The organism is Saprospiraceae bacterium (genome assembly GCA_016709995.1).
Taxonomy (GTDB): domain Bacteria; phylum Bacteroidota; class Bacteroidia; order Chitinophagales; family Saprospiraceae; genus JADJLQ01.
In genome coordinates, this window is sequence record JADJLQ010000001.1 from 934,372 (window position 1) to 955,532 (window position 21,161).

At 40.5% G+C, this 21,161-nt stretch carries 16 protein-coding genes and 1 pseudogene; 11 read left to right on the plus strand and 6 right to left on the minus strand.

Annotation, left to right across the window (positions count from 1 at the left end):
- Window positions 1-26 precede the first annotated feature (26 nt).
- Complete coding sequence (locus tag IPJ09_03895) at window positions 27-641, minus strand: YihA family ribosome biogenesis GTP-binding protein (protein ID MBK7370577.1); 615 nt, start codon at window positions 639-641, stop codon at window positions 27-29.
- Between the two features lie 115 nt (window positions 642-756).
- On the opposite strand from IPJ09_03895, the gene IPJ09_03900 reads away from it, so the two are divergent.
- Window positions 757-1,392: a hypothetical protein gene (locus IPJ09_03900; GenBank protein ID MBK7370578.1), complete on the plus strand. Its 636-nt coding sequence runs from the start codon at window positions 757-759 to the stop codon at window positions 1,390-1,392.
- Between the two features lie 249 nt (window positions 1,393-1,641).
- Here the strand turns inward: IPJ09_03900 and IPJ09_03905 are convergent, their stop codons facing one another.
- Complete coding sequence (locus tag IPJ09_03905; protein ID MBK7370579.1) at window positions 1,642-3,531, minus strand: acetoacetate--CoA ligase; 1,890 nt, start codon at window positions 3,529-3,531, stop codon at window positions 1,642-1,644.
- Window positions 3,532-3,564: 33 nt separating this feature from the next.
- On the opposite strand from IPJ09_03905, the gene IPJ09_03910 reads away from it, so the two are divergent.
- Together IPJ09_03910 and IPJ09_03915 are read left to right on the plus strand one after the other, a co-directional pair.
- Complete coding sequence (locus IPJ09_03910) at window positions 3,565-5,010, plus strand: ATP-grasp domain-containing protein (protein MBK7370580.1); 1,446 nt, start codon at window positions 3,565-3,567, stop codon at window positions 5,008-5,010.
- A 2-nt stretch (window positions 5,011-5,012) separates the two neighbouring features.
- On the plus strand, window positions 5,013-5,870 hold the full coding sequence (locus tag IPJ09_03915; GenBank protein ID MBK7370581.1) for an aminotransferase class IV: 858 nt from the start codon (window positions 5,013-5,015) through the stop codon (window positions 5,868-5,870).
- Here IPJ09_03915 and IPJ09_03920 read toward each other — a convergent pair.
- The gene (locus tag IPJ09_03920; GenBank protein MBK7370582.1) at window positions 5,858-6,712 is read right to left on the minus strand and encodes a hydroxymethylglutaryl-CoA lyase; all 855 of its coding nucleotides are present in this window, start codon (window positions 6,710-6,712) and stop codon (window positions 5,858-5,860) included. The genes IPJ09_03915 and IPJ09_03920 overlap by 13 nt on opposite strands.
- A gap of 119 nt (window positions 6,713-6,831) precedes the next feature.
- Between IPJ09_03920 and IPJ09_03925 the strand changes: the two genes are divergently transcribed.
- Window positions 6,832-8,244 (plus strand): sulfatase-like hydrolase/transferase, encoded by a 1,413-nt coding sequence (locus IPJ09_03925; protein ID MBK7370583.1) that lies wholly within the window; start codon window positions 6,832-6,834, stop codon window positions 8,242-8,244.
- A 31-nt stretch (window positions 8,245-8,275) separates the two neighbouring features.
- Here the strand turns inward: IPJ09_03925 and IPJ09_03930 are convergent, their stop codons facing one another.
- Window positions 8,276-9,763: a pyruvate kinase gene (locus IPJ09_03930; GenBank protein MBK7370584.1), complete on the minus strand. Its 1,488-nt coding sequence runs from the start codon at window positions 9,761-9,763 to the stop codon at window positions 8,276-8,278.
- Window positions 9,764-10,308: 545 nt separating this feature from the next.
- On the opposite strand from IPJ09_03930, the gene mutS reads away from it, so the two are divergent.
- The 5 genes from mutS (at window position 10,309) to IPJ09_03955 (ending at window position 16,925) form a co-directional block, all read left to right on the plus strand.
- Window positions 10,309-12,882, plus strand: a complete 2,574-nt coding sequence (gene mutS, locus IPJ09_03935; GenBank protein ID MBK7370585.1) for a DNA mismatch repair protein MutS — start codon at window positions 10,309-10,311, stop codon at window positions 12,880-12,882.
- 197 nt (window positions 12,883-13,079) lie between these two features.
- A complete protein-coding gene (locus IPJ09_03940) occupies window positions 13,080-14,000 on the plus strand; it encodes an RNA polymerase sigma factor (GenBank protein ID MBK7370586.1) in 921 nt (306 codons plus the stop codon).
- 160 nt (window positions 14,001-14,160) lie between these two features.
- Complete coding sequence (locus IPJ09_03945; GenBank protein MBK7370587.1) at window positions 14,161-15,204, plus strand: nucleoside hydrolase; 1,044 nt, start codon at window positions 14,161-14,163, stop codon at window positions 15,202-15,204.
- A 70-nt stretch (window positions 15,205-15,274) separates the two neighbouring features.
- Window positions 15,275-16,078, plus strand: a complete 804-nt coding sequence (locus IPJ09_03950; GenBank protein ID MBK7370588.1) for a sterol desaturase family protein — start codon at window positions 15,275-15,277, stop codon at window positions 16,076-16,078.
- 487 nt (window positions 16,079-16,565) lie between these two features.
- The gene (locus IPJ09_03955; GenBank protein ID MBK7370589.1) at window positions 16,566-16,925 is read left to right on the plus strand and encodes a hypothetical protein; all 360 of its coding nucleotides are present in this window, start codon (window positions 16,566-16,568) and stop codon (window positions 16,923-16,925) included.
- A 44-nt stretch (window positions 16,926-16,969) separates the two neighbouring features.
- Here the strand turns inward: IPJ09_03955 and IPJ09_03960 are convergent, their stop codons facing one another.
- The gene (locus tag IPJ09_03960; GenBank protein ID MBK7370590.1) at window positions 16,970-17,290 is read right to left on the minus strand and encodes a hypothetical protein; all 321 of its coding nucleotides are present in this window, start codon (window positions 17,288-17,290) and stop codon (window positions 16,970-16,972) included.
- 157 nt (window positions 17,291-17,447) lie between these two features.
- A complete protein-coding gene (locus IPJ09_03965; GenBank protein ID MBK7370591.1) occupies window positions 17,448-18,095 on the minus strand; it encodes a hypothetical protein in 648 nt (215 codons plus the stop codon).
- A 203-nt stretch (window positions 18,096-18,298) separates the two neighbouring features.
- Here IPJ09_03965 and IPJ09_03970 point away from each other — a divergent pair, with 203 nt between their 5' ends.
- Window positions 18,299-20,440 carry a leucine--tRNA ligase gene (locus IPJ09_03970; protein ID MBK7370592.1) on the plus strand — a complete coding sequence of 714 codons (2,142 nt, stop codon included), beginning with the start codon at window positions 18,299-18,301 and terminating at the stop codon, window positions 20,438-20,440.
- Window positions 20,359-21,141 (plus strand): annotated as a pseudogene (locus tag IPJ09_03975) (class I tRNA ligase family protein). Before IPJ09_03970 ends, IPJ09_03975 begins: the two are co-directional and overlap by 82 nt.
- The last annotated feature ends 20 nt before the right edge of the window (window positions 21,142-21,161 follow it).

The window sequence follows — 21,161 nt, forward strand, 5'->3', positions numbered from 1 at the left end:
AAGTGTAAAGCTAATCGAAATCTGGATTACTTACACATGTCTTCGATCAGAGATCTAACTTCCTGATTGCCTGTCAGTTTGACAGCAGAGTGTCTTAGGATTGGTGGCAGTTCTTCCCAGGATTCTAGCAATTTTTGGGAAAACTCGTCTTCCAGGGCTTGCAACTTAAGAGGTTTGGTCCTGTCACATTTGGTCCTGACGATGACGAATGGGATACCTTGCTCACCACACCAGTTGATAAATTCTAAGTCTAAGTCCTGGGGAGAGATGTTGGCATCTACCAGGATAATGACACTAACGAGATTATCACATCCGGACAAAAATTTATTGGTCATATCAGTCCATTTGCCACGCAACTCTTTGGATACTTTGGCAAAACCATAGCCTGGCATATCAACCAGGTAAAACTGCTGGTCTACTATATAATAATTAAGTGTCTGAGTCTTGCCGGGGTTGGCTGATATCCTTGCCAGCCCTTTTTGGTTGCACAATGCATTGATAAAAGAAGATTTTCCGACATTGGATCTTCCGATGACCGCTACAGTTGGTCTTTGATCAGCAGGTAATTGACTAGCATCGACATAACTGCCTACGTAGGTGGCAATCCAATGATGTGCTTTAGAAGATTTGGATTTCATCATAAGTTTAATTGTGTTAACACTGATATTAATTGGAGGTTAATTCCATTCATATTAAACAATTGTTTAATATAATTGGCACGATTTTATCGTTATCAGATCAAAACAAGTCTGCAAGATGAAAAAAATAATCGTGTTCTTAGCCATTTGGGTGTCTGTATCGACTCAGATTCACGCTCAATTGAGAGTTGGATTGAAGTTTGGAGCTTCCAGCAATAATTTGTTGACGACTCCATTAAATATTCCCGGCCAATCAGATTTCAGTGATTTTAAACTATCGCTAAAACAAGCCAATTACGGGGTGCACGCAGGCATATTTACCCAGGTAAAAATAGCGGGCATATTCATCCAACCAGAAGTGATGTTTAACTCCAATAGTGCAGATTATAAGATCAGTGATGTCACTGCCGATCCACTGGAAATCATCAAAAGGGAAAGTTATCAATATGTAGATGTGCCGATACTGGTCGGTGTAAAACTCGGTCCTTTACAACTAGGCTTAGGCCCAGTAGGGCATTTTTTCCTCAACAGTACTTCAGAACTGTTTGACATACAAGGTTATACTCAGAAATTTAAAGAATTTACTTATGGCTACCAGGCAAATGCTGCGTTGGTGATAGGCAAACTATATATAGATGTACGCCATGAAGGGAATTTTTCAAAATATGGTGATCATATTGAGTTTTTTGGGCATCAATATAGTTTTGACAAGTCACCATCGAGGTTGATTGGGAGTATAGGGATTGCTTTCTGAGGAATTTGGGGTGAGTCGGATGGATTTCGCACAAAGACGCAGAGTCGCAAAGGGCCTGGGTAATTCGCGCAAAGACGCAAAGGAACCGAGTATTTCGCCCAAAATACCTGTGTAGGGAAGTCGCATAGGATTATGGGTGTGGGTAGGATATTTTTTTTGATTACCTAATTTTTGGAGGCAAGCATTTCATATTCTTGCAAAACATCAGGATTTCTCATACTGCCAGTGATTCCTTTTCTATAAGTTCAATCAGGGTGATTCCTTTAAATAGCTTTTTATGGGAGCTTCCATTTTTTTACCGCTCAGGGTATAGGGTATATCTTTTACAGCATAAATTTCATCGGGCACATGTCGGGGAGAGCAATGGGTGCGAATTGTTTTTTTTATGGTTGTCCTTAAGTCTTCATTTAAAGCTACCCCACCAGCAAGTTTTACAAAAAGAGGCATAAACGGTTCTCCCTGGTCTGAGTCAATATGAATAATAAGGGAATCTTCAATATTGGGTAAAAGGTCTACTGCTGCATAGATCTCCGCTGTTCCAATGCGTACTCCATATCGTTTTAGAGTAGTGTCTGATCGGCCGCTGATGATCAGTCCCTGGTGAGGAGTGAGCGTGATCCAATCGCCATGTCGCCAGATGCCGGGAAAATAATCAAAATACGAAGCTTTATACTTTTCTCCAGTAGGGTCATTCCAAAAATATATCGGCATACAAGGCATAGGACTTACTATGACGAGCTCGCCTTCTTTATTGAATAATTCATGGCCATGGTCATCAAAAACTTTAAGGTCACACCCCAAGGCTCTGCATTGAATCTCCCCGATATAAATAGGTTTGATTGGACATCCACCTACGAAGGCTGTACACATGTCTGTCCCGCCGCTCATGGACCATAGATAAAAACCATGTGATACAGAATGATACAGCCATTGATATGCTTCAGCACTCAAGGGGGAGCCTGTGCTGTTGATACTCCTCAGATTTTCCAGTGCCGGGAGTTTGAGTTCATCTTTGATACAAGCATGGATAAAAGGCGCACTTGTACCAAAATGATTGATACCCAGCGACTCAGCCAGACTCCATAAATGTCCCGAATCCGGGTAAGTCGGATGACCGTCATACAAGATGATGACCGCCCCAGCCAGCCAGGTGGCGTGCAGGTAATTCCACATCATCCATCCTGTTGTAGTGTACCAAAAAAATACTTCCCGTGATTTTACATCATTGTGAAAGTGAACATACTTGAGGTGTTCAAGTAACATACCGCCGTGACTGTGTGTGATCGCTTTTGGCAAGCCGGTTGTACCGGATGAGTAAAGGATCCACATGGGATGATTGAACGGCACTTGTTTGAATTCAAGATTTTCCTCCCGATCATCCGCCATGATGTTTTCCCAAGTATATACTGGCAAATCACTTGAAAAATCATGCTGCATGCCTTGATCTCCATTGACGAGAACCACCACTTCCAAAGAGGGTATTGACTGGATAATGTCTTTTAACTCTTGTATTCTATTAAATTGTTTACCACCATACGTATATTTTGCCACTGCAATCAAAACTTTTGGCTCTATCTGTCTGAAGCGATTTATTACACTTGCACTGCCAAAATCAGGGGAGCAGGAAGACCATACTAGGCCAGTTGAGATCGTTGAAAGCAGGCTGATAGTAGCTTCTGGGATATTGGGCAAATAAGCCACTACCCTATCTCCCATTGCCAATTTTTTTGACAATAACCATTTTTGTAATGTCGCTGCTTGACTTTCCACATCCTTCCAATACACATATCTGGGAGTCGCAGACTCATCACACGCTATGAGGGCTATGTCATCGGGAAGTTTATTCCGCAGCAGATGCTCCGCATAATTTAAAGTGATCCCATCAAACCACCTAACTCCGGGCATTGCATCAGAATTAGTAACATTTAAATAAGCACCTTGATAGCTGACCTTAAAATAATGAAGGAGATCCGACCAAAAAGCCTCTTTATGTTCTACAGACCATCTCCACAAGGCATCATAGTCCTCCAATTCGAGCAGATATTTTTTATTGACCCATTGTAAAAAATGAAAAAGGTGTGATGACTCAATATCCTCATTGGATGGCGAAAAAATAGGCGAAGCGGGATAGGAATTCATAATTTTTGAAAGTTATCGTATTTTGAGGTTTTGATGCCAAAATTATTAGTTGCCAACAGAGGTGAGATAGCCATACGGATCTTTAAGACCGCTAAAAAAAAGGGTTGGACCTGCGTGGCAGTGTATTCAGAAGCTGATCAAAACAGCCTGCATCTGGATTTTGCAGATGAGGTATATGCTCTTGGGCCAGGTCCTGCCAGTCAGACCTATCTCCATATTGAAAAGGTCATAGATATAGCTATTCATGCAAAAGTGGATTTTATTCATCCAGGGTATGGATTTTTGAGTGAGTCGGCGGCCTTTGCCGAGGCTGTTGAAAAAACTGGGATCGTGTTTGTAGGTCCATCGGCAAATGCCATGAGGCATTTAGGAGATAAAATATCTGCTAAACAAACCGCTGCTGAGCTTGGCATACCCATGGTGCGGGGAATCATAGCAGGTATCAATGGAATAGAAGAGGCTTTAGAACAAGCCGACAAAATTGGGTATCCTGTGATGGTTAAAGCAGCAGCAGGTGGTGGAGGAAAAGGCATGAGAGTGATCCATAATGCCGAAGACCTCAGTGATTCATTGGATAGAGCGAAAGCTGAAGCTCAAGCTTCTTTTGGCAACGATATTATATTTTTAGAACAATACATTCACTCACCCCGGCATATAGAAATACAAATCATTGGTGATCAACAAGGCAATGTCCTATTCCTTCCGGAGAGAGAATGTAGCTTACAACGGCGACACCAAAAACTAATGGAAGAATCGCCGGCCAATTTCTTGCCAGATACCCTGCGACAATCGATGAGCCAGGATGCTGTGAATCTGGCTAAATCCTGTGGCTATTACAGTACCGGGACAGTCGAGTTTATGGTAGATCAAAAGGGTAATTATTTTTTCCTTGAAATGAATACCCGGCTTCAGGTAGAGCATACTGTGTCAGAGATGGTCACTGGTCTGGACCTGGTCGATATGCAACTCGAAGTAGCTTCGAGAATGCCATTGCATATAAAACAAGAAGACATTCATGTTTCAGGGCATGCCATCCAATGGAGGATAAATGCGGAAGATCCTTTGCAAAATTTCGCTCCTTCTTCAGGACACATTACGCATTACACTACACCGGTTCAAGCCCATGTAAGGATAGACTCAGGGTATGAGCAAAATAAAAATGTTCCGGTGCTCTATGACCCGCTGATTGCAAAATTGATTTGTTGGGGGGTAGATCGACCTGATGCCATCCAGAGATTAAAAGGGGCACTAAATGCTTTTGATATAGAAGGTATATCTACTTCCATTCCATTTGGGCTGCAGCTGCTGGATCATCCGGATATAGTAGCCGGACATTATGGGGTTAATTTTTTAGAACTTCATCTGGAAGAAATTTTAAAAGGAAAACAGCAGGAAAACCATTTAAAAGCAGCAGCTGCCTTAGCTTTGCATTTGTATCTTGAAGAATTAAAAAATCTGTCTATCCCTCATAATATATAGTCATGCAATACCATTTCATTCTGAATAAAATCGTCCATCAGGCTGAAGCCACTATCTCGGTATTTGACCTGGGATTGCTCAGGGGATATGGCGCATTTGATTTTTTTAAAGTACATGCAGGAGTGCCTGTCTTTATGGATGATCATATCGATCGATTTTTTAATTCGGCAAGATTACTTCATTTGACAATAGCATATAGTAGAACTGAGTTAAAAGAAGTCATCTATCAATTAATTAAAAAAAATGAAATGGTCGATGGCACCTTTAAAATGGTGCTCACCGGAGGTGTATCTTCAAATGGATTTACAATGGATGGCGACCCCGGCTTGATGATTTTAGCAGGAAAATTAAGTTTTGAAATTTATTCAGAATATGATAAGGTCAAAACCATGCGGTTGAAAACTTTAGATTATGTCAGAGAGACGCCCACCGTAAAGACTTTGAACTATCTCATACCGATGATGCACTGGAATGAAGTTACAGCAGGGCAGTTTGATGATGTGTTATATGTCAAAGATGGATTGATATCGGAAACCTCCAGAGCAAATATATTTTTTATAACTCAGGATGAAAAACTAGTTACACCAAATAAAAATATACTCCCTGGTATCACCAGAAAATACATTCTGGAGCTGGCAAAAGAAATGCCTGTTGAAGAAAGAGAAATCAGTTTGAAAGAAGCATTGACCTGTAAAGAAATATTTCTCACCAGTACCACTAAACAAGTCATGCCGGTGGTTGGTATTGATGAGTGCCTGATTGGAGAAGGAAAACGTGGGGAGCTATCAGGAAAATTATTTGATGATTTCTATGCTTTGGAAAATAATTTTATCCAAAAACATAAAACTCAGTGGATTTGAAATAAAGTATCCGCCATCATCATAGATCTGCTGAGTTCTTTCCAATCAATATCAAGACCTGCATCGATTTCGTCAAAAAAACTGATCATTTGTTCTGTCGGCATATTGCCTGTAAGTTCGTCTTTGGCCATCGGGCAGCCGCCCATGCCCTTCATCGCACCATCAAATCTTTTGCAGCCACCTCGCCAGGCAGCCTGTACCTTTTCACGCCATGTTTTGGGCGTGGTGTGCAAATGAGCTCCAAATTCCACATCAGGATAAGGAGGAATAAGATTGGAAAATAAATAATGAATTGATTCTGGAGTAGACACCCCTATCGTATCGGACAGAGAAATAATTCGAATACCAAACTCAGCCAGTTCATCTACCCATTTTTGAGCGATATGAACATTCCAAGGGTCACCATAAGGATTGCCAAAACCCATAGAAACATAGATGACTAATTTCTTATTTTTTGAGGAACAGATCTCCTGGATCTCTTTGACGGTCTCCAATGCTTCCGCAATCGTACTATTGGTATTGCGCAGCTGGAAAGTCTCTGAGATAGAAAATGGGTATCCCAGGTATTGAATTGGAGCATACTCACATGCTTCTATTGCTCCCCTTCTATTAGCTACTATTGCCAGTAATTTAGATTTAGTATCCAGCGTGTTTAAAGATTGAATTACCTCATGAGTATCGGCCATTTGAGGAATAGCTTTTGGAGATACAAAACTTCCAAAATCTATGGTATCAAAACCTACCTTGAGCAGTTGATTGATGTAGTCAACCTTCATCTGCGTAGGAATAAACTCTTTAATGCCCTGCATAGCGTCTCTGGGACACTCTATCAACTTTACCATTGTATGCAAAGATCAGGTAATTTGCAGCTATTTGTTTTAGAAATTAATTGATGAAGCAAGACTTGAAGTATTAAATTGAATTAACTAGCTTTAGTGCTAATACCTTATTCATTTTTAGCATGGCAAATCATCACTTAAGGATCCTGGTATTTTCAATATTAACGCAAGGGTTAATTGCTCAGGCGGTCCCGAAAAATGTATTGATTTTGTTTTCCGATGATCAAAGATATAATACGATTCATGCATTGGGAAACAATGAGATACAAACCCCCAATCTGGATTTTTTGGTGCAACATGGTGTGTCGATGACCAGGGCGCATACTATGGGTGGTATGCATGGTGCACTCTGTGCTCCGAGCAGAGCTATGCTCCATACTGCCAAATATCTTCACGAACTTAAAAAAAGTGGAGATAGTATACCTCCTGAGCACATCATGCTACCTGAATACTTACAGACTCTAGGTTATAAGACTTATGGTATCGGTAAATGGCATAACGACAAAGTTGCATTTAACAGAGCTTTTCAAAATGGAGCTGCGATATATTTTGGCGGTATGCATTTTCAAATAGATGGTGGTCAGGAACATCCGCAATATAGAAATTATGATCCTTCAGGAAAGTACGATACACCCAATCAAAAAGCAGATAAGTTTTCATCAGAGTTTTATGCTGATGCAGCCATTGATTTTCTGAAAAGTAAAAAAGACTCGCAGGAGCCATTTCTTTGTTATGTAGCATTTACCTCCCCTCATGATCCACGCACACCTCCTTTAAAATATAGGGAAATGTATAATTGGCGAAATATCTCTTTGCCTGCAAACTTTTTACCTCAACACCCATTTGACAATGGTGAACTCTCCGTCCGTGATGAAGTATTATTGCCCAGGCCGATGAGTGAAGAAATGGTAAAACGAGAGTTGGCTTTGTATTATGGGATGATATCAGAACTTGATGATCAAATTGGAAGGATTATAAAATCTTTACAAGAAAATGGTCAATTTGAAAATACTTTGATTGTGTTTGCCGGCGATAATGGTTTGGCTGTAGGCAGTCATGGACTTTTGGGCAAACAAAATCTATATGATCACAGTATGCGTGTACCGCTTATTTTTTCGCACCCTGCCCTTCCTCAGGGTTTACGAATAGATCAACTATGTTATTTGTCAGATGTTTTTCCTACAGTGCTGGATATTCTTCATCGCAAGAAGCCCAATCTCTCCAGCGAAAGTCTCTTTAATTATTTTCAACATCCTCATAAAAACGGACGCAAAAATGTATACTTCGCTTATCGTGACATTCAGCGGGCGGTACGCACAGAAGACAATTGGAAATATATCCGATACCAGGTAGGTGGCATCGCTACTCATCAGTTATTCAATCTGAAAGTGGATCCTTATGAGACCCAAAACCTTGTTTTAAGTGAAAAAAGAAAGCTGAAGGCTATGCAAAAGAAATTGATCCGTGAAGCGAATAAGTATCATGATTTCCTGGATTTAAGGATTGATGATTGGGGTACAGGGAATAGGCAATAGGCATCCCGAAGTCTCGGGAGGCAATTAGTAATTAGCAAGATATAGGGAGACTTGGATTCTGGAGGTTAGAAAAGGAGGTTTTTGACGAGACAAAGTTGGAGGCTATGGTCAATGGTCGGAAGGTAAATCGTTTTTTTACGTGATGGCCTCCGCTACGCTGTAAAATATCTTGAAGCGTCTCTATGGTTTGAAGGATATGGTTTCCTTTATTGATCATCACACAATCTGCCATGGCTGCGTGTGCTGCATCCGTGATTTCAGATCTGGTAGCCAGTCCTGATTTATTGAGTGTTTCTAAAACTTGTGTGGCCCAAATGACGGGTACGTGCGCTGCTTCGCAAATCCAGAGTATTTCTTCCTGGATCTCACTCATTCTTTCAAAACCTATTTCTATGGCCAGATCTCCTCTGGCTATCATTACTCCGAAATTTTTATTCCGCATGCCGGCAAATAGCAGGTCAGGTAGATTATTTACTGCTTCAAGGGTTTCAATTTTTAAAATGAGCGATAAATCCTTGTGAGTATCTAGCATTTCCTGTAATTGAAGCACATCTTTTTCATTTTTTACAAAAGAATAGCCAACCAAATCAGCATGTTTTAGAATAAATGGAAGGCATTGTAAGTCATATTCACTAATGGCAGGTATAGTCAGGTGACTTTCAGGGAAATTTATACCTTTTTCATTTTTTATAAATGGTTTTTTTGAAGAAATACGTATCACTTTAAGCTTGATGATAGCACCTTCTATATTTTGAACAATCGCCTCGATAAGGCCATCATCGAATAATACCTTCTCCCCCTTATGTATTTGATCAGAAATGCCCGCTACAGAGCATCCCAATAACTTCGGATCATCCTTTAAGTGTTGGGCATCAGTCATGTAAAAACTTTTACCTTCAAAAACCTTCAAATGGGATTTATTTTTTAAAATTGTCCTGATTTTTGGACCAGCCAAATCCATATAAATTTTACAGCTTAAACCAGTGGCCTTCACAGCTCGTTTGATATGCAGGATCATCTGTAGCCATATATTTTCATCATCATGGGCACAATTGATTCTGGCGATGTTCATACCTGATTGAATCAAGTTTTTGACTTTGGCGTACTCTCGGGCTGCATCACGATCAAGAGTGATCATGATATAAGGAATTGTGTCAGTTTTTTTAGAACCAAAAAGACCTGATGACCTATCAGCTAAGGATTTTTTCCCTGTTTTATAATTGAATACTCCTTTGGGAGTTAATTTTTTCTCATCTAGTCTTTGAGTAATAGCCACTAACTGGCCCCGGATATGGCTCTCAGAACTAGCCATGGATGAGAGCCCACCCGTATGCAATCTATCTTGTAATTCTCTGATATCCAGACTTCTAAGAATAAGATAATGCAACAGGTTTTTGGCCGTCTTTTTGTTAAAAGGATGTGCAGCCTTCAACAAATGCTTGAAAGAAAATTCTGAATCTAACATGAGTGAATCAATGCCATCCAATTCGAGGGCCAATCGCTTCAGATCTACCTCCATAATAAAATATTTCAGCTAAGTTGAAGCTAAAAAACAATGATAAGAATGACTTTAATCTTTTGAGGGACTGATTTTTATTGGTTTTATAAAATATTAAGGGCTTTACACTGAAAGGCCTTTAATATTTTAGATATAGGATTTTAGAAGCTCTATCAAGATCTGTAGCCCAGATTTGGATGGAGCAAAAACTTGGCATCACGACCGTCGCCATTCCTTTCAAGCAGTAGAGTGTCAAAAGTGGTACTATTTTAACTTTCATACCATTGGGTCGTTCAGAATAATATTTTATATATAAAATATTCAGTAAGTTAATGTTTTATTTATATAGTAATTTTACACATATAAATAAATAAATGTCAGATATTTATGATATATTAAATCCTTAAATAATCTCGAAATAATTTAGAATTTTTACCTTCATTGCAATAGAATTCTTCTATTCGTTGGAGTCTAAATACCTTTGAAAAAAAAAATCAACCTTTTTGGCTAAATCAGGAAAAAATAAGTTCCCACAAGGGGGGGATGATGCCCAGGCGACTCCCCTGATGGGCCAATATGCCCAAATCAAAAGCAAATATCCTGATGCCATCCTCCTGTTTAGAGTAGGTGACTTCTATGAGACCTTTGGAGAAGATGCCATCACAGCAGCAAGGGTGCTGGGCATCGTACAGACAAAACGCAATAATGGGTCAAGTGCCATAGAATTGGCTGGATTTCCACACCATTCACTTAATATATATCTGCCTAAACTTGTCAAAGCAGGATACCGTGTCGCTGTCTGTGATCAAATGGAAAAGCCGGTTCCAGGCAGGATAGTCCGTCGGGCAGTGACAGAGATGATCACTCCTGGGATCATCACCGGGGATCAAATGCTGGATGTCAAGAAGAATAATTTCCTTGCCTGCGTCCATTTTGGAGCAAAAGACCTTTTGGGTATAGCGCTGATCGATATATCTACCGGAGAGTTTTTGGTAGCAGAGGGTGATATGGGATATATGGACAAATTGTTGCAGAGTTTTAACCCGGCTGAAGTCATCCTTGCAAAGAATACAAAGAAAATATTTGATTCTAAGTTTGGTAACAAATTTTATACGTATAACATTGATGACTGGATTGTCCAGTACGATTTTGCCAGGGAGCAACTTTTGGCCAAATTTGATGTACATAGTTTGAAGGGTTTTGGAATTGAAGAAATGTTGCTTTGCCAGGTCGCCGCAGGAGCTGCCATTCACTATTTAAAGAATACAGAACACCAAATCGAACATATTCAGAACATTCAGCGGATCCCGGAGCAAGAGTATATTTGGCTTGATAGATTCACTATTCAAAACCTCGAATTGCTGGACAATAATCGGGACCAGGGCAAATCCTTCATTCAGGTTTTGGATCATACGGTCACTCCCATGGGCTCACGATTGATGTACAAATGGGTTATATTGCCTCTGATCGATCCAGTGAAAATCAATAAACGTGCTGCGGTGGTTGAATACCTGGTGCTGCATCATGACCTGTTTGAATCTTTGGATACTACTCTTGTCCAGTTTGGAGATCTTGAGCGACTCATCAATAAGGCCTCCATGGATCGGATCACACCTCGTGAAACAGTACAACTCAAAAGAGCTCTGTCAGCGCTACCGCGACTTAAAAGTATCCTGGTCCAGACCGATCATAGTGAACTGACACAACTTAGTGTAGCGATGCTACCTTGCGATGCTATCTACCAGGTCATTGAAAACCAGCTTCATGAAGACGCACCGGCTTTTGCCAATAAAGGCGGCATATTTAAGGATGGAGCTAATGGAGACCTGGACACTCACCGATTTGTGGTGCAAAATGCTCAAACACTATTGATCCAACTGCAACAAAAGGAATCAGAGCGCACTGGTATACCGGTTAAAATCGGATTTAACAGTGTCTTTGGGTACTATTTGGAAGTCACTAATAAATACAAAGACCAGGTACCTCCCGAATGGATTAGAAAACAAACCCTGGCCAATGCAGAAAGATTTCTCACGGACGATCTCAAAAAGCTGGAAGGTCAGATACTTGGGGCCGAAGAAAAAATCAATGACCTCGAAGAAAAATTATTCAGGGAGTTGGTGATACAGATCAAAGAATTTGTGCAACCCATCCAACACAATGCTGCCTTGATCGCCAGGATAGATTGTTTATTGTCTTTTGCTAAGATCGCGGTGCAAAACAAATATCATCGGGCTACTATCCATGAAGGATTCAGCATAGAGATCAAACAGGGCCGGCACCCGGTCATCGAAAAAAATCTAAAACCCGGGGAACAATATATACCCAATGATCTTTACCTGGACAATGAAACCCAACAGATCCTGATGATCACCGGGCCGAATATGTCCGGAAAGTCAGCCATCCTTCGTCAGACAGCACTCATCTGCCTCATGGCACAGATGGGCAGCTTTGTTCCGGCAGAAGCCGCTTCACTTGGCTTGATAGATAAAATTTTTACACGGGTGGGAGCTTCAGACAATATATCAAGTGGTGAATCCACCTTTATGGTAGAGATGAACGAAACTGCGCTTATACTCAATAATACTTCTGCCAGAAGCCTGATCTTATTGGATGAAATTGGTCGTGGCACGAGCACTTATGACGGCTTGTCCATTGCCTGGGCCATCGCCGAGCACCTGCATGATCACGACCCGGGAGCCCCCAAGACATTGTTTGCTACTCACTATCACGAACTCAACGAATTGGCCGATAAACATAGCCGCATCAAAAACTTTCATGTAGCCACCAAAGAAATAGGCAACAAGGTCATCTTCCTTCGACTCTTAAGAGCAGGTGGAGTCAGACACAGTTTTGGGATCCATGTAGCCCGTATGGCAGGCATGCCTTCGAGTATCGTCCTTCGGGCGCAGGATATATTAAAACATCTTGAACAAAAATCAATAGAAGCAGCTGATCAGCACAACCTGGGGCAAAAAGTAAAATCAATCCCAGCCAATCTACAGCTCAACATATTTGAAAGTGCAGACCCTCGAGCCCAGGCAGTGATCAGGATGTTGGAAGAAACAGATCTGGATCGGTTGAGTCCGATAGAAAGTCTGATGAAACTACATGAGATCAAAGGAATACTCAGATCATAAAATAAACTCACCAACTATTCTTTCCTAGGGGGTGTAGGACAAATTGCACTGAATTCTATGCTTTTACCCCATCCCTGAAGGGAGACCATCAAATTAAAAGTGCAATTTGTCCCACACTCTTTCTTAGGTCATGCGGAAAGATTTCATAAATATTAATTAATTTCATAGCTTCCTGATCATTATTTCAGGCACAAAAGATGGATAAATCTAGTCTTGAATACTGGGTGAAGGCATCAAAAGCTGGAGATCAATCAGCCTGGAATTATATTTTCAAATATGTACATCCTCATTTACTCAATATGGCCCTGCATATCTGTGGCAATACTCCTGAAGCTAAAGATGCAGTCCAGGATGCATTGTTGATAGCGTATTTAAAATTGACCCAATTAAAAGATCCTTCAACTTTTCTACCCTGGATTAAAAAAATTTGTATTCACAGTTGTTATAGATCCCACAAAATTAATCGGCACTTTACGAAAAACATTCCCATTGCCTCTATCAGTGACTCCTGGTGGGAAAATGAATTTGAAAAGAAGTTGAATGTTTGTACCCAACAGACACAAATATTCGATGTACTTGCTAAATTACCCGAGGACTTACGCAGTACCATGTTGTTGAGATATTATACAGACTGTCAGTCTTATGAAGAGATCTCCAAAATATTATCAATCCCGATTGGCACTGTCCGCAGCCGGTTAAATCAAGCTAAATACAAAATGTATGAATACTGGAACATAGAGGATCATATCAATGAAAGGCCCTTATTACTTGGTGAAGAATGGAATGGTTTCTACAAAGAATATTTTGGTAATCTACATCATTCCCAGCAAGCCAGGAATACTTTTATCAACCATTTGACTAAAGATTTGAAAATTATAGCCGGCGGTAAAATAAATTTTGGACGAATGAATGTTGAACAAGAGATAGCCGATGACCTGTCGTATGGCACCACCTTTGGGGCTTTGAATGTAGTATCCAGTGAAAACATTACCGTATTGGAGGCACGTAATATCAACTCAGTAGAGTTTCCCGACCGATGTCCTGAAACTACGGTATTTGTCTTGTCGCGTCTTGGTCAGACAGTCTCCCAGATTCATTTGTACAATTCTTTGAAATAATATTTTTAGCTGATTTCGAACTTTTTCGTTGGGTTCTGTCTCAATATATGAAATGAACTTTTGGTTCAGTCGACAGATAGCAACTTATGCGGATCTATTCTTTTTTTAATTGAAAATTATGGTCACCCGGGTTTGAATAAAAAACATCTAATTATTAACTATGAATTTTACACAAATACTCTTCATACAATGTATTTTAATAGCCAGCGTTGGCATGGAATTTCAGAGTCAACCCGATCCAATTTGGATTGACACAGATATAGGAATTGGTAAATTAAATAAAGATGTCGATGACGGCATAGCACTTATCATGGCGTTAAAATCTCCAAAGGTTGATATCCGGGGTATCAGCCTGGTAGGGAACACTGATTATGGATATAAGATCTGCATGCGACTAATTCAATGGTATCATGACTCACCTATAAAAATCCCTGTTTGTAAAGGCGCCCGGAATTCAGACGATTCAGAGACTGAAAATCAAGCAGTCAGGTCAATGGCGGAGGCATTGAGCCATGAAAAAATGACCATTATTGCGCTAGGCCCCTTGACTAATATCTCCCATCTATTAATAGCACATTCTGAATTAAAATCCAACATCATAAAAATCATCTGGTGTGGTGGAAGATCTCCGAATACACATTTTAAGCCTGGTTCCGGGAAGGTTTCTGTCTGTGATTGTAATTTTGATCATGACGATGCTGCAGCTCAGGTAGTAATAAACACTGGTGTGCCTGTGATTTTAGCAGGTTATGAGGCTGCTGAAAATATCTATCTGTCAGCTGAGGACATACTACCGCTCAAAACAAGCACGTATCCAGGTGATCAATGGGTCTATCAGCAACTAAAAAGTTGGCAAAATCTCTGGTCTATATTTTTAAATTCCAAATCAGGATTTATACCATTTGATGCAGTCACCATGGGGTGTTTTTTATATCCCGAGTTGACACTCACTCAATCACAAGTACCAGTACACATAACGGTCATGAAAAATGATACTCCCTGGCGATTGTTTAAGCCTGAAAAAAAATATTTACTTGCTGCTTCAGGCCTACCGTCTTCGCATAAGGTTGATTTTTGCGCAGAGACTCTGACAGGCATGAAGGCTGAAATTCTAAAGTTATTAATTTGTCCCCCTCCTAAACAGCAAGATGATCATGATTCAAGTTTTTTGACCGGTATCGACCCTATCACAATAATAAAATGATTAAAAACCAGGGCTTATGGTCTTCCCAAAAAAAATGATTCTTTTTTTTTAAACACTCAAACTATAGTTTATGATACAAACATTAGCTGATCTTCAACCCATCATATTATTTGGGTTGTTGATTACATTCTACAGCATTGAAAATCTTATCCCATATCTGGCAAAACCAGCCAACAAAAAGCAACACGATATCCACAATTTTATCCTGACCATAATATCCATTGTAGTGAATGGTTTAGTTGGAATAGCGGTTATATCCACAGTAATCTATACATCAGATCATCAATTAGGGTTATATAATCAAATTTTTTTACCCGCACCAATCGAAATTTTGGGGAGCATCCTGCTCTTAGACTTTGGCAGCTACCTCAACCATCATTTGTTACATAGGGTCCCCTTCCTTTGGCGTATTCACAGGGTACATCATTCCGATCCAGGTCTCAATACCTCGTCATCCCTACGATTTCATCCATTAGAGGTGATCTATTCTCAAGGAATCTATGTTTGCATTGCGATCGTAGTATTTGGCGTCTCGATGACTTCATTTATTCTCTATAGCACCCTGGGGCTGGTATTTGTCATTATTCAACACGCCAACCTCAAATTTCCAAATTGGATAGAAAGATATGGCCGATATATATTTTCTACTCCGGGCTGGCATAAAATTCACCATTCAAACGAACAGTATCTTACCGACAGCCATTATGGAGACATTTTCACCTTTTGGGACAGGATATTTGGCACCTGGCACAAAAAAACTCCTGAAGAGATAAAGTATGGTCTTACAGAATTTGATGGTGTTAAAAGTCAACGGGTTGGTTATTTGCTTAGATCACCATTTATGGATATGGCATCACCAGGAAATAGTGATTAAAGGGGTTTATAACTATTAATCCTGCTTCAAATTCGAACCTTATGTACATTCTTAGGAGAATAGCCATTTATATAAATAATTGGCGCATATTTTAACTATATCTACGCTTACTAAATCAACTTATATTAGGGGTGTGGATTCGGCCAATTTAATGATTTGCTTATTTGGTACAGGATTGGATTAATTAGCACAAGGTATTGATAGTCAATTTTATGATATCATTTTACAGTTTTCGCTAATGCTTATAAACCATGAATTTGTATAAGCGTTTATAAATTTGTTTATAAAAAATAGATTGGTTTAAATTTTCTAGCCTTCCCGTGAATAAATCCTGGTCAGCTGGTATCATGGCCTCCTCAATTTAATTCGGTGATCAAAAGTTGTATCGAAAGGATTGATCTTCTGTCATCCCTTTCAATCTAAAATTGCAAATTAGGCGATTTGCTATAGCATAAAACCCAAAAAGTTAAAATTTGGCACAATTTCTGTGATACACGGATTCGTGGTAAACATAGAAGCTATTAATCGGAAACATATCATTAAGACGGACTGTCTGTACCGTGTAGGTTATGGGTTGAAATCCAGGTTGTTAGATTTTAACAATGGAATATTTTACCTGGAAGTCATTTTTGGGAGCCGGTGGCATAATAACTATTCTGCTACGGTGTACGAACTAGCCCACTGCTGGAAAGATAACAACCCCGAGCTGGAAATGGCCCAGGGTTGTAAAGTGTTTATTATCGATGGTCGTAAAGAACCTGAGAAAATAGAGCTCCACCAATCTGGCATTCGGGTAGACTATGATGCCCGCAAAGGCATACTTTTTCCCCCATTTACTCTCAATTAAAGTAATATTATCCTTTTTGGAGGATACCACTCTCCTATCTTTTCTTACAATCTCAAGATGATACCGAGAAGACTTTTGTGTCGATGTCGTCTGTACCTGTGATGATCATTGCGATCACACTCATTTCTACGATATTCAGGCCGTCTCGATTTGTATCGATCATTTCTGTACCTATCCCCATCTCTATCATTGTAATGGTGTCGGGAGTCATTATGATACACATGTCCGCGATGCGGAGTATAGCGATTAGGATGCCGTTGTTCCAGACGATCATTTCGGTAATAAGCCTGGCCGTTGCTGGCCATGGGGATCAAAGTACAGTAGAAAGCAATGAGTGAGATACCAAGTGTTTGTTTTAGATACATAGGCTATAAATAAATTTTTGGTTAAAAAAATAAAGTTAGGTGAATATGTACCAGCTGTATTTTAATGCCAGGTTAAAGGCAATTAATTAAATTAACAAAAAAAGCCCTGAACACGATTAGTGACCAGGGCACAATTAAATGCAGAAAGTATGATTATTTACTTCTTCTCCTCAGGAGATTTTTGAAGTTTTTCATTTTGTTTGTGCGGCATAGCATCTGGTCTTTGACTTCGAAATGATTTCATTTTATTCTGAAGCATTTCTTTTTCTTTAAGATCCATGACACCATCTTTCCAGATCTGCTCTTTGAGCGCCTTAAGCTCAGGATTTGGCTGTCGCATGCCCCGACCCTGAGCGCCCTGATGCTGAAAACCTCTACCTTCAAATTGATTGCCTCCAGCTCCTGGTCTGTTCCATTGGTTGCCTCTGCGACCCTGGCCTTGGAAATTATTTTCAAATCGCTGACCATGATATCCCTGGCTGAAGCGTCCTGCTTTAAAACCTTGACGGTACATATAGCTGTCTCTAAAGTTCTGAGGTCCCTTGAAGTCGCCACCGTGGAAAGATCTTCCTTGAAAGCTTTGTTTACCTCCGAAATGCGGACGGGTGCTATCCCCACGGCGACCAAAGCGGTCAGCCCCTGTATGGTCATTGGATTGATCTGACTTGTTTTGGCTTCTTTGTTCTAATTTATCTTTTTTTGCAGTCTTGCCAGCCTGATCATTGCTCTGCGCCATCATTGGAGCATATAGCGCCAAGGAAAAGAGGGTCATCAAAGCCATTGAGTTTAAAAATTTGTTTTTCATTTTTTTATTTATTTGTTATACCTGATAGACGAGACAAACCGCGGTTAGTTTAATCCAAAAGATGATCTGGTTTGTTTAATAGACAGATCATTGATATCAATAGACAACTAAGGTTGCGGACCAGTCACTCTCTCACTGTGAACTAATGCATGACAAACCTGAATTCTCGAATTTGCTCAAGCCTTTTCTTACCTTTGCACGATATGGAATTTAATTCGGCTGAAATAGAAAAGAAATGGCGTTCTTATTGGGAAAAGAACCAAATTTATAAAGTACCCAATGGTAGAAACAAACCAAAATACTATGTATTGGACATGTTTCCTTATCCTTCAGGTGCAGGCTTGCATGTGGGGCACCCCCTGGGTTATATTGCTTCTGATATTTTCTCCAGATACAAACGGATGCAGGGATTTGAGGTATTGCACCCAATGGGCTTTGATTCATTTGGTTTGCCTGCAGAACAGTATGCAATTCAAACAGGGATTCATCCGGCATTGTCGACCAATGAAAACATCAAACGATATCGCCAGCAACTTGACAATATCGGGTTTAGTTATGATTGGAGCAGGCAAGTGAGCACCAGTGATCCGACTTTTTATAAATGGACGCAATGGATATTTATCCAGCTGTTTGAGCATTGGTATGATCAGAATACTAATACTGCCAGGCCAATATCAGAATTGCAGAAAATATTTTCAGAGTCAGGCAATCTCAAAATCAATACCGCGCATTCTCCGATAGCCAATTTTTCCAATGATGAATGGAATGCCTACTCTAAAAAGACACAGAGTGATGTCCTGATGAATTATCGCTTGGCCTATCGCAAAGAGGCTTTTGTCAATTGGTGTGAGGCCCTGGGTACCGTACTGGCCAATGATGAGATCAAAGACGGAGTCTCCGAACGCGGAGGCCATCCCGTGGAAAAGAGACCTATGACTCAATGGTTTTTAAGGATCACTGCCTATGCCGCGCGATTGCTCAATGACCTGCAGGAGGTTGACTTTAGTGACTCCATGAAAATCATGCAGTCTAATTGGATCGGCAAGTCCACTGGAGCCCAAGTATTTTTCAAAATAGACGGACACGAAGATCATCTGGAGATTTATACGACCAGGGCGGATACTATCTATGGAGCCACCTTTATGGTCATCGCTCCAGAACATGACCTGGTACCTCAAATCACCACTCGGGAGCAACGAACTGACATCGATGCGTACTTAAAATATGTGGGGTCCAGATCAGAAAGAGATCGAATGGCTGAGGTCAAGGAAGTCAGTGGGGCTTTTACGGGAGCTTATGCCATCAATCCTTTTAACCAGGAAAAGATACCCATCTGGATAGCAGAGTATGTACTAAAAGATTATGGTACCGGTGCGATCATGGCAGTGCCAGCCGATGATTCGAGGGATATGGCTTTCGCCAAAAAGTTTCAATTACCTATAGTCGAGATCATCGATAAATCAATGTACCCCGGCGCAACGATTGAAGACAAGCTAGGAAAAATGATTAATTCAGATTTTCTCAATGGCATGGAAGTGATGGATGCTATCGACGAGATCAATGGTAGATTGGAAAAAATGGGCATCGGCAAAAAGCAGATCAACTATAAAATGAGAGATGCCAACTATTCCCGCCAGCGATATTGGGGCGAACCTTTCCCGATCATCTACGATAAGGACGGCATACCATATACTTTGGAAGAAAAAGACTTGCCACTGCTCCTCCCAGACCTGGACGATTTTAAACCTACGACGAATGGAAAAGCTCCACTAGCCAAACTGCACGACTGGACTCACCTAGCCAATGGATATACCCGGGAGACTGACACCATGCCGGGCTTTGCAGGATCTTCGTGGTATTTTTTAAGGTATATGGACCCACACAACGCAGATGCTTTTGCCAGCAGGGAAGCTATACAATACTGGCAGGATGTAGATCTGTATGTGGGTGGCACGGAGCATGCTGTTGGACATCTTTTATATTCAAGGTTTTGGCACAAGTTTCTATTTGACCTGGGCTATACGGTCACTAAAGAGCCGTATAAAAGATTATTAAACCAAGGCAAAATTCAGGGTATTTCAGAATCAATTTATAAAAAGAAAGATTTGGAAAATGGTCTGCATGTTTTCTATTCAAAAGAATTGGTGATTGATCCTGAAGATAAGGATTTTATCACGCTTCCTGTACCAATAGACTTTGTGCAGGATTATGGCAGCATGAAATCTTTTTTAAATGCTTCCGGCATCAAAAATATATTGAGTTTATGCCCGCTTATGCAAGCGCACTCTTTAGAACTGGTTCAGGTGATTATACCGCGCTTGATTTTCCAGCGGATGCCAAAATGAATACACTTGGAGAACTTGCCAAAATGTCCAAATCACTCTACAATGTGATCAACCCTGATGCGGTCGTGGCAGAGTATGGTGCTGACTGCTTTCGGTTGTTTGAAATGTTTCTCGGGCCACTGGAGCAATCCAAACCCTGGGACACAAGGAGTATAGATGGTGTGGGCAAATTTGTACGGCGTCTTTGGGCTATGTTTTACACCGAAGGTATCTTGACTGTCTCTGACGACCCTGCTTCAATGGATGAACTGAAAATATTACATAAGGGTATCAAAAGAATCTCGGATGATATCGAACGGTTCTCGTTCAATACCTGTGTGTCCCAGTTTATGATCGTACTCAATGAGCTCAAATCAAGTAATTGCAATAAGCGGGAGATATTAGATCCATTGGTCCGATTGATTGCACTTTTGCACCTTTCATCGCAGAAGAGCTTTGGGAGAGCCTGGGGCATGGAACTTCAGTGCATTTGGCCGGCTTTCCTCAAGCAGAAGCAGCATACCTTGTCGAAAGCAGCATCACCTATCCTATCTGTGTCAACGGTAAAAAACGGGGCACTTCAGAATATCCGGCTGATGCGGACCCAAAGGCCCTCGAGAACATGACCCTGCAACTTGATTTCGTTCAGAAATGGTTAGAAGGCAACACACCTAAAAAAAGTAATCGTAGTACCAGGAAAAATGATCAATATAGTGATGTAAAAGCTGCTAGTTGAAAAACG

Coding starts and splice junctions, on each gene's coding strand:
- IPJ09_03940 (MBK7370586.1), top strand. CDS start 13,080: ATGGATAAATCTAGTCTTGAATACTGGGTGAAGGCATCAAAAGCTGGA.
- IPJ09_03945 (MBK7370587.1), top strand. CDS start 14,161: ATGAATTTTACACAAATACTCTTCATACAATGTATTTTAATAGCCAGC.
- mutS (MBK7370585.1), top strand. CDS start 10,309: ATGGGCCAATATGCCCAAATCAAAAGCAAATATCCTGATGCCATCCTC.
- IPJ09_03905 (MBK7370579.1), bottom strand. CDS start 3,531: ATGAATTCCTATCCCGCTTCGCCTATTTTTTCGCCATCCAATGAGGAT.
- IPJ09_03925 (MBK7370583.1), top strand. CDS start 6,832: ATGGCAAATCATCACTTAAGGATCCTGGTATTTTCAATATTAACGCAA.
- IPJ09_03920 (MBK7370582.1), bottom strand. CDS start 6,712: ATGGTAAAGTTGATAGAGTGTCCCAGAGACGCTATGCAGGGCATTAAA.
- IPJ09_03950 (MBK7370588.1), top strand. CDS start 15,275: ATGATACAAACATTAGCTGATCTTCAACCCATCATATTATTTGGGTTG.
- IPJ09_03930 (MBK7370584.1), bottom strand. CDS start 9,763: ATGGAGGTAGATCTGAAGCGATTGGCCCTCGAATTGGATGGCATTGAT.
- IPJ09_03900 (MBK7370578.1), top strand. CDS start 757: ATGAAAAAAATAATCGTGTTCTTAGCCATTTGGGTGTCTGTATCGACT.
- IPJ09_03910 (MBK7370580.1), top strand. CDS start 3,565: ATGCCAAAATTATTAGTTGCCAACAGAGGTGAGATAGCCATACGGATC.
- IPJ09_03965 (MBK7370591.1), bottom strand. CDS start 18,095: ATGAAAAACAAATTTTTAAACTCAATGGCTTTGATGACCCTCTTTTCC.
- IPJ09_03960 (MBK7370590.1), bottom strand. CDS start 17,290: ATGTATCTAAAACAAACACTTGGTATCTCACTCATTGCTTTCTACTGT.
- IPJ09_03970 (MBK7370592.1), top strand. CDS start 18,299: ATGGAATTTAATTCGGCTGAAATAGAAAAGAAATGGCGTTCTTATTGG.
- IPJ09_03915 (MBK7370581.1), top strand. CDS start 5,013: ATGCAATACCATTTCATTCTGAATAAAATCGTCCATCAGGCTGAAGCC.
- IPJ09_03895 (MBK7370577.1), bottom strand. CDS start 641: ATGATGAAATCCAAATCTTCTAAAGCACATCATTGGATTGCCACCTAC.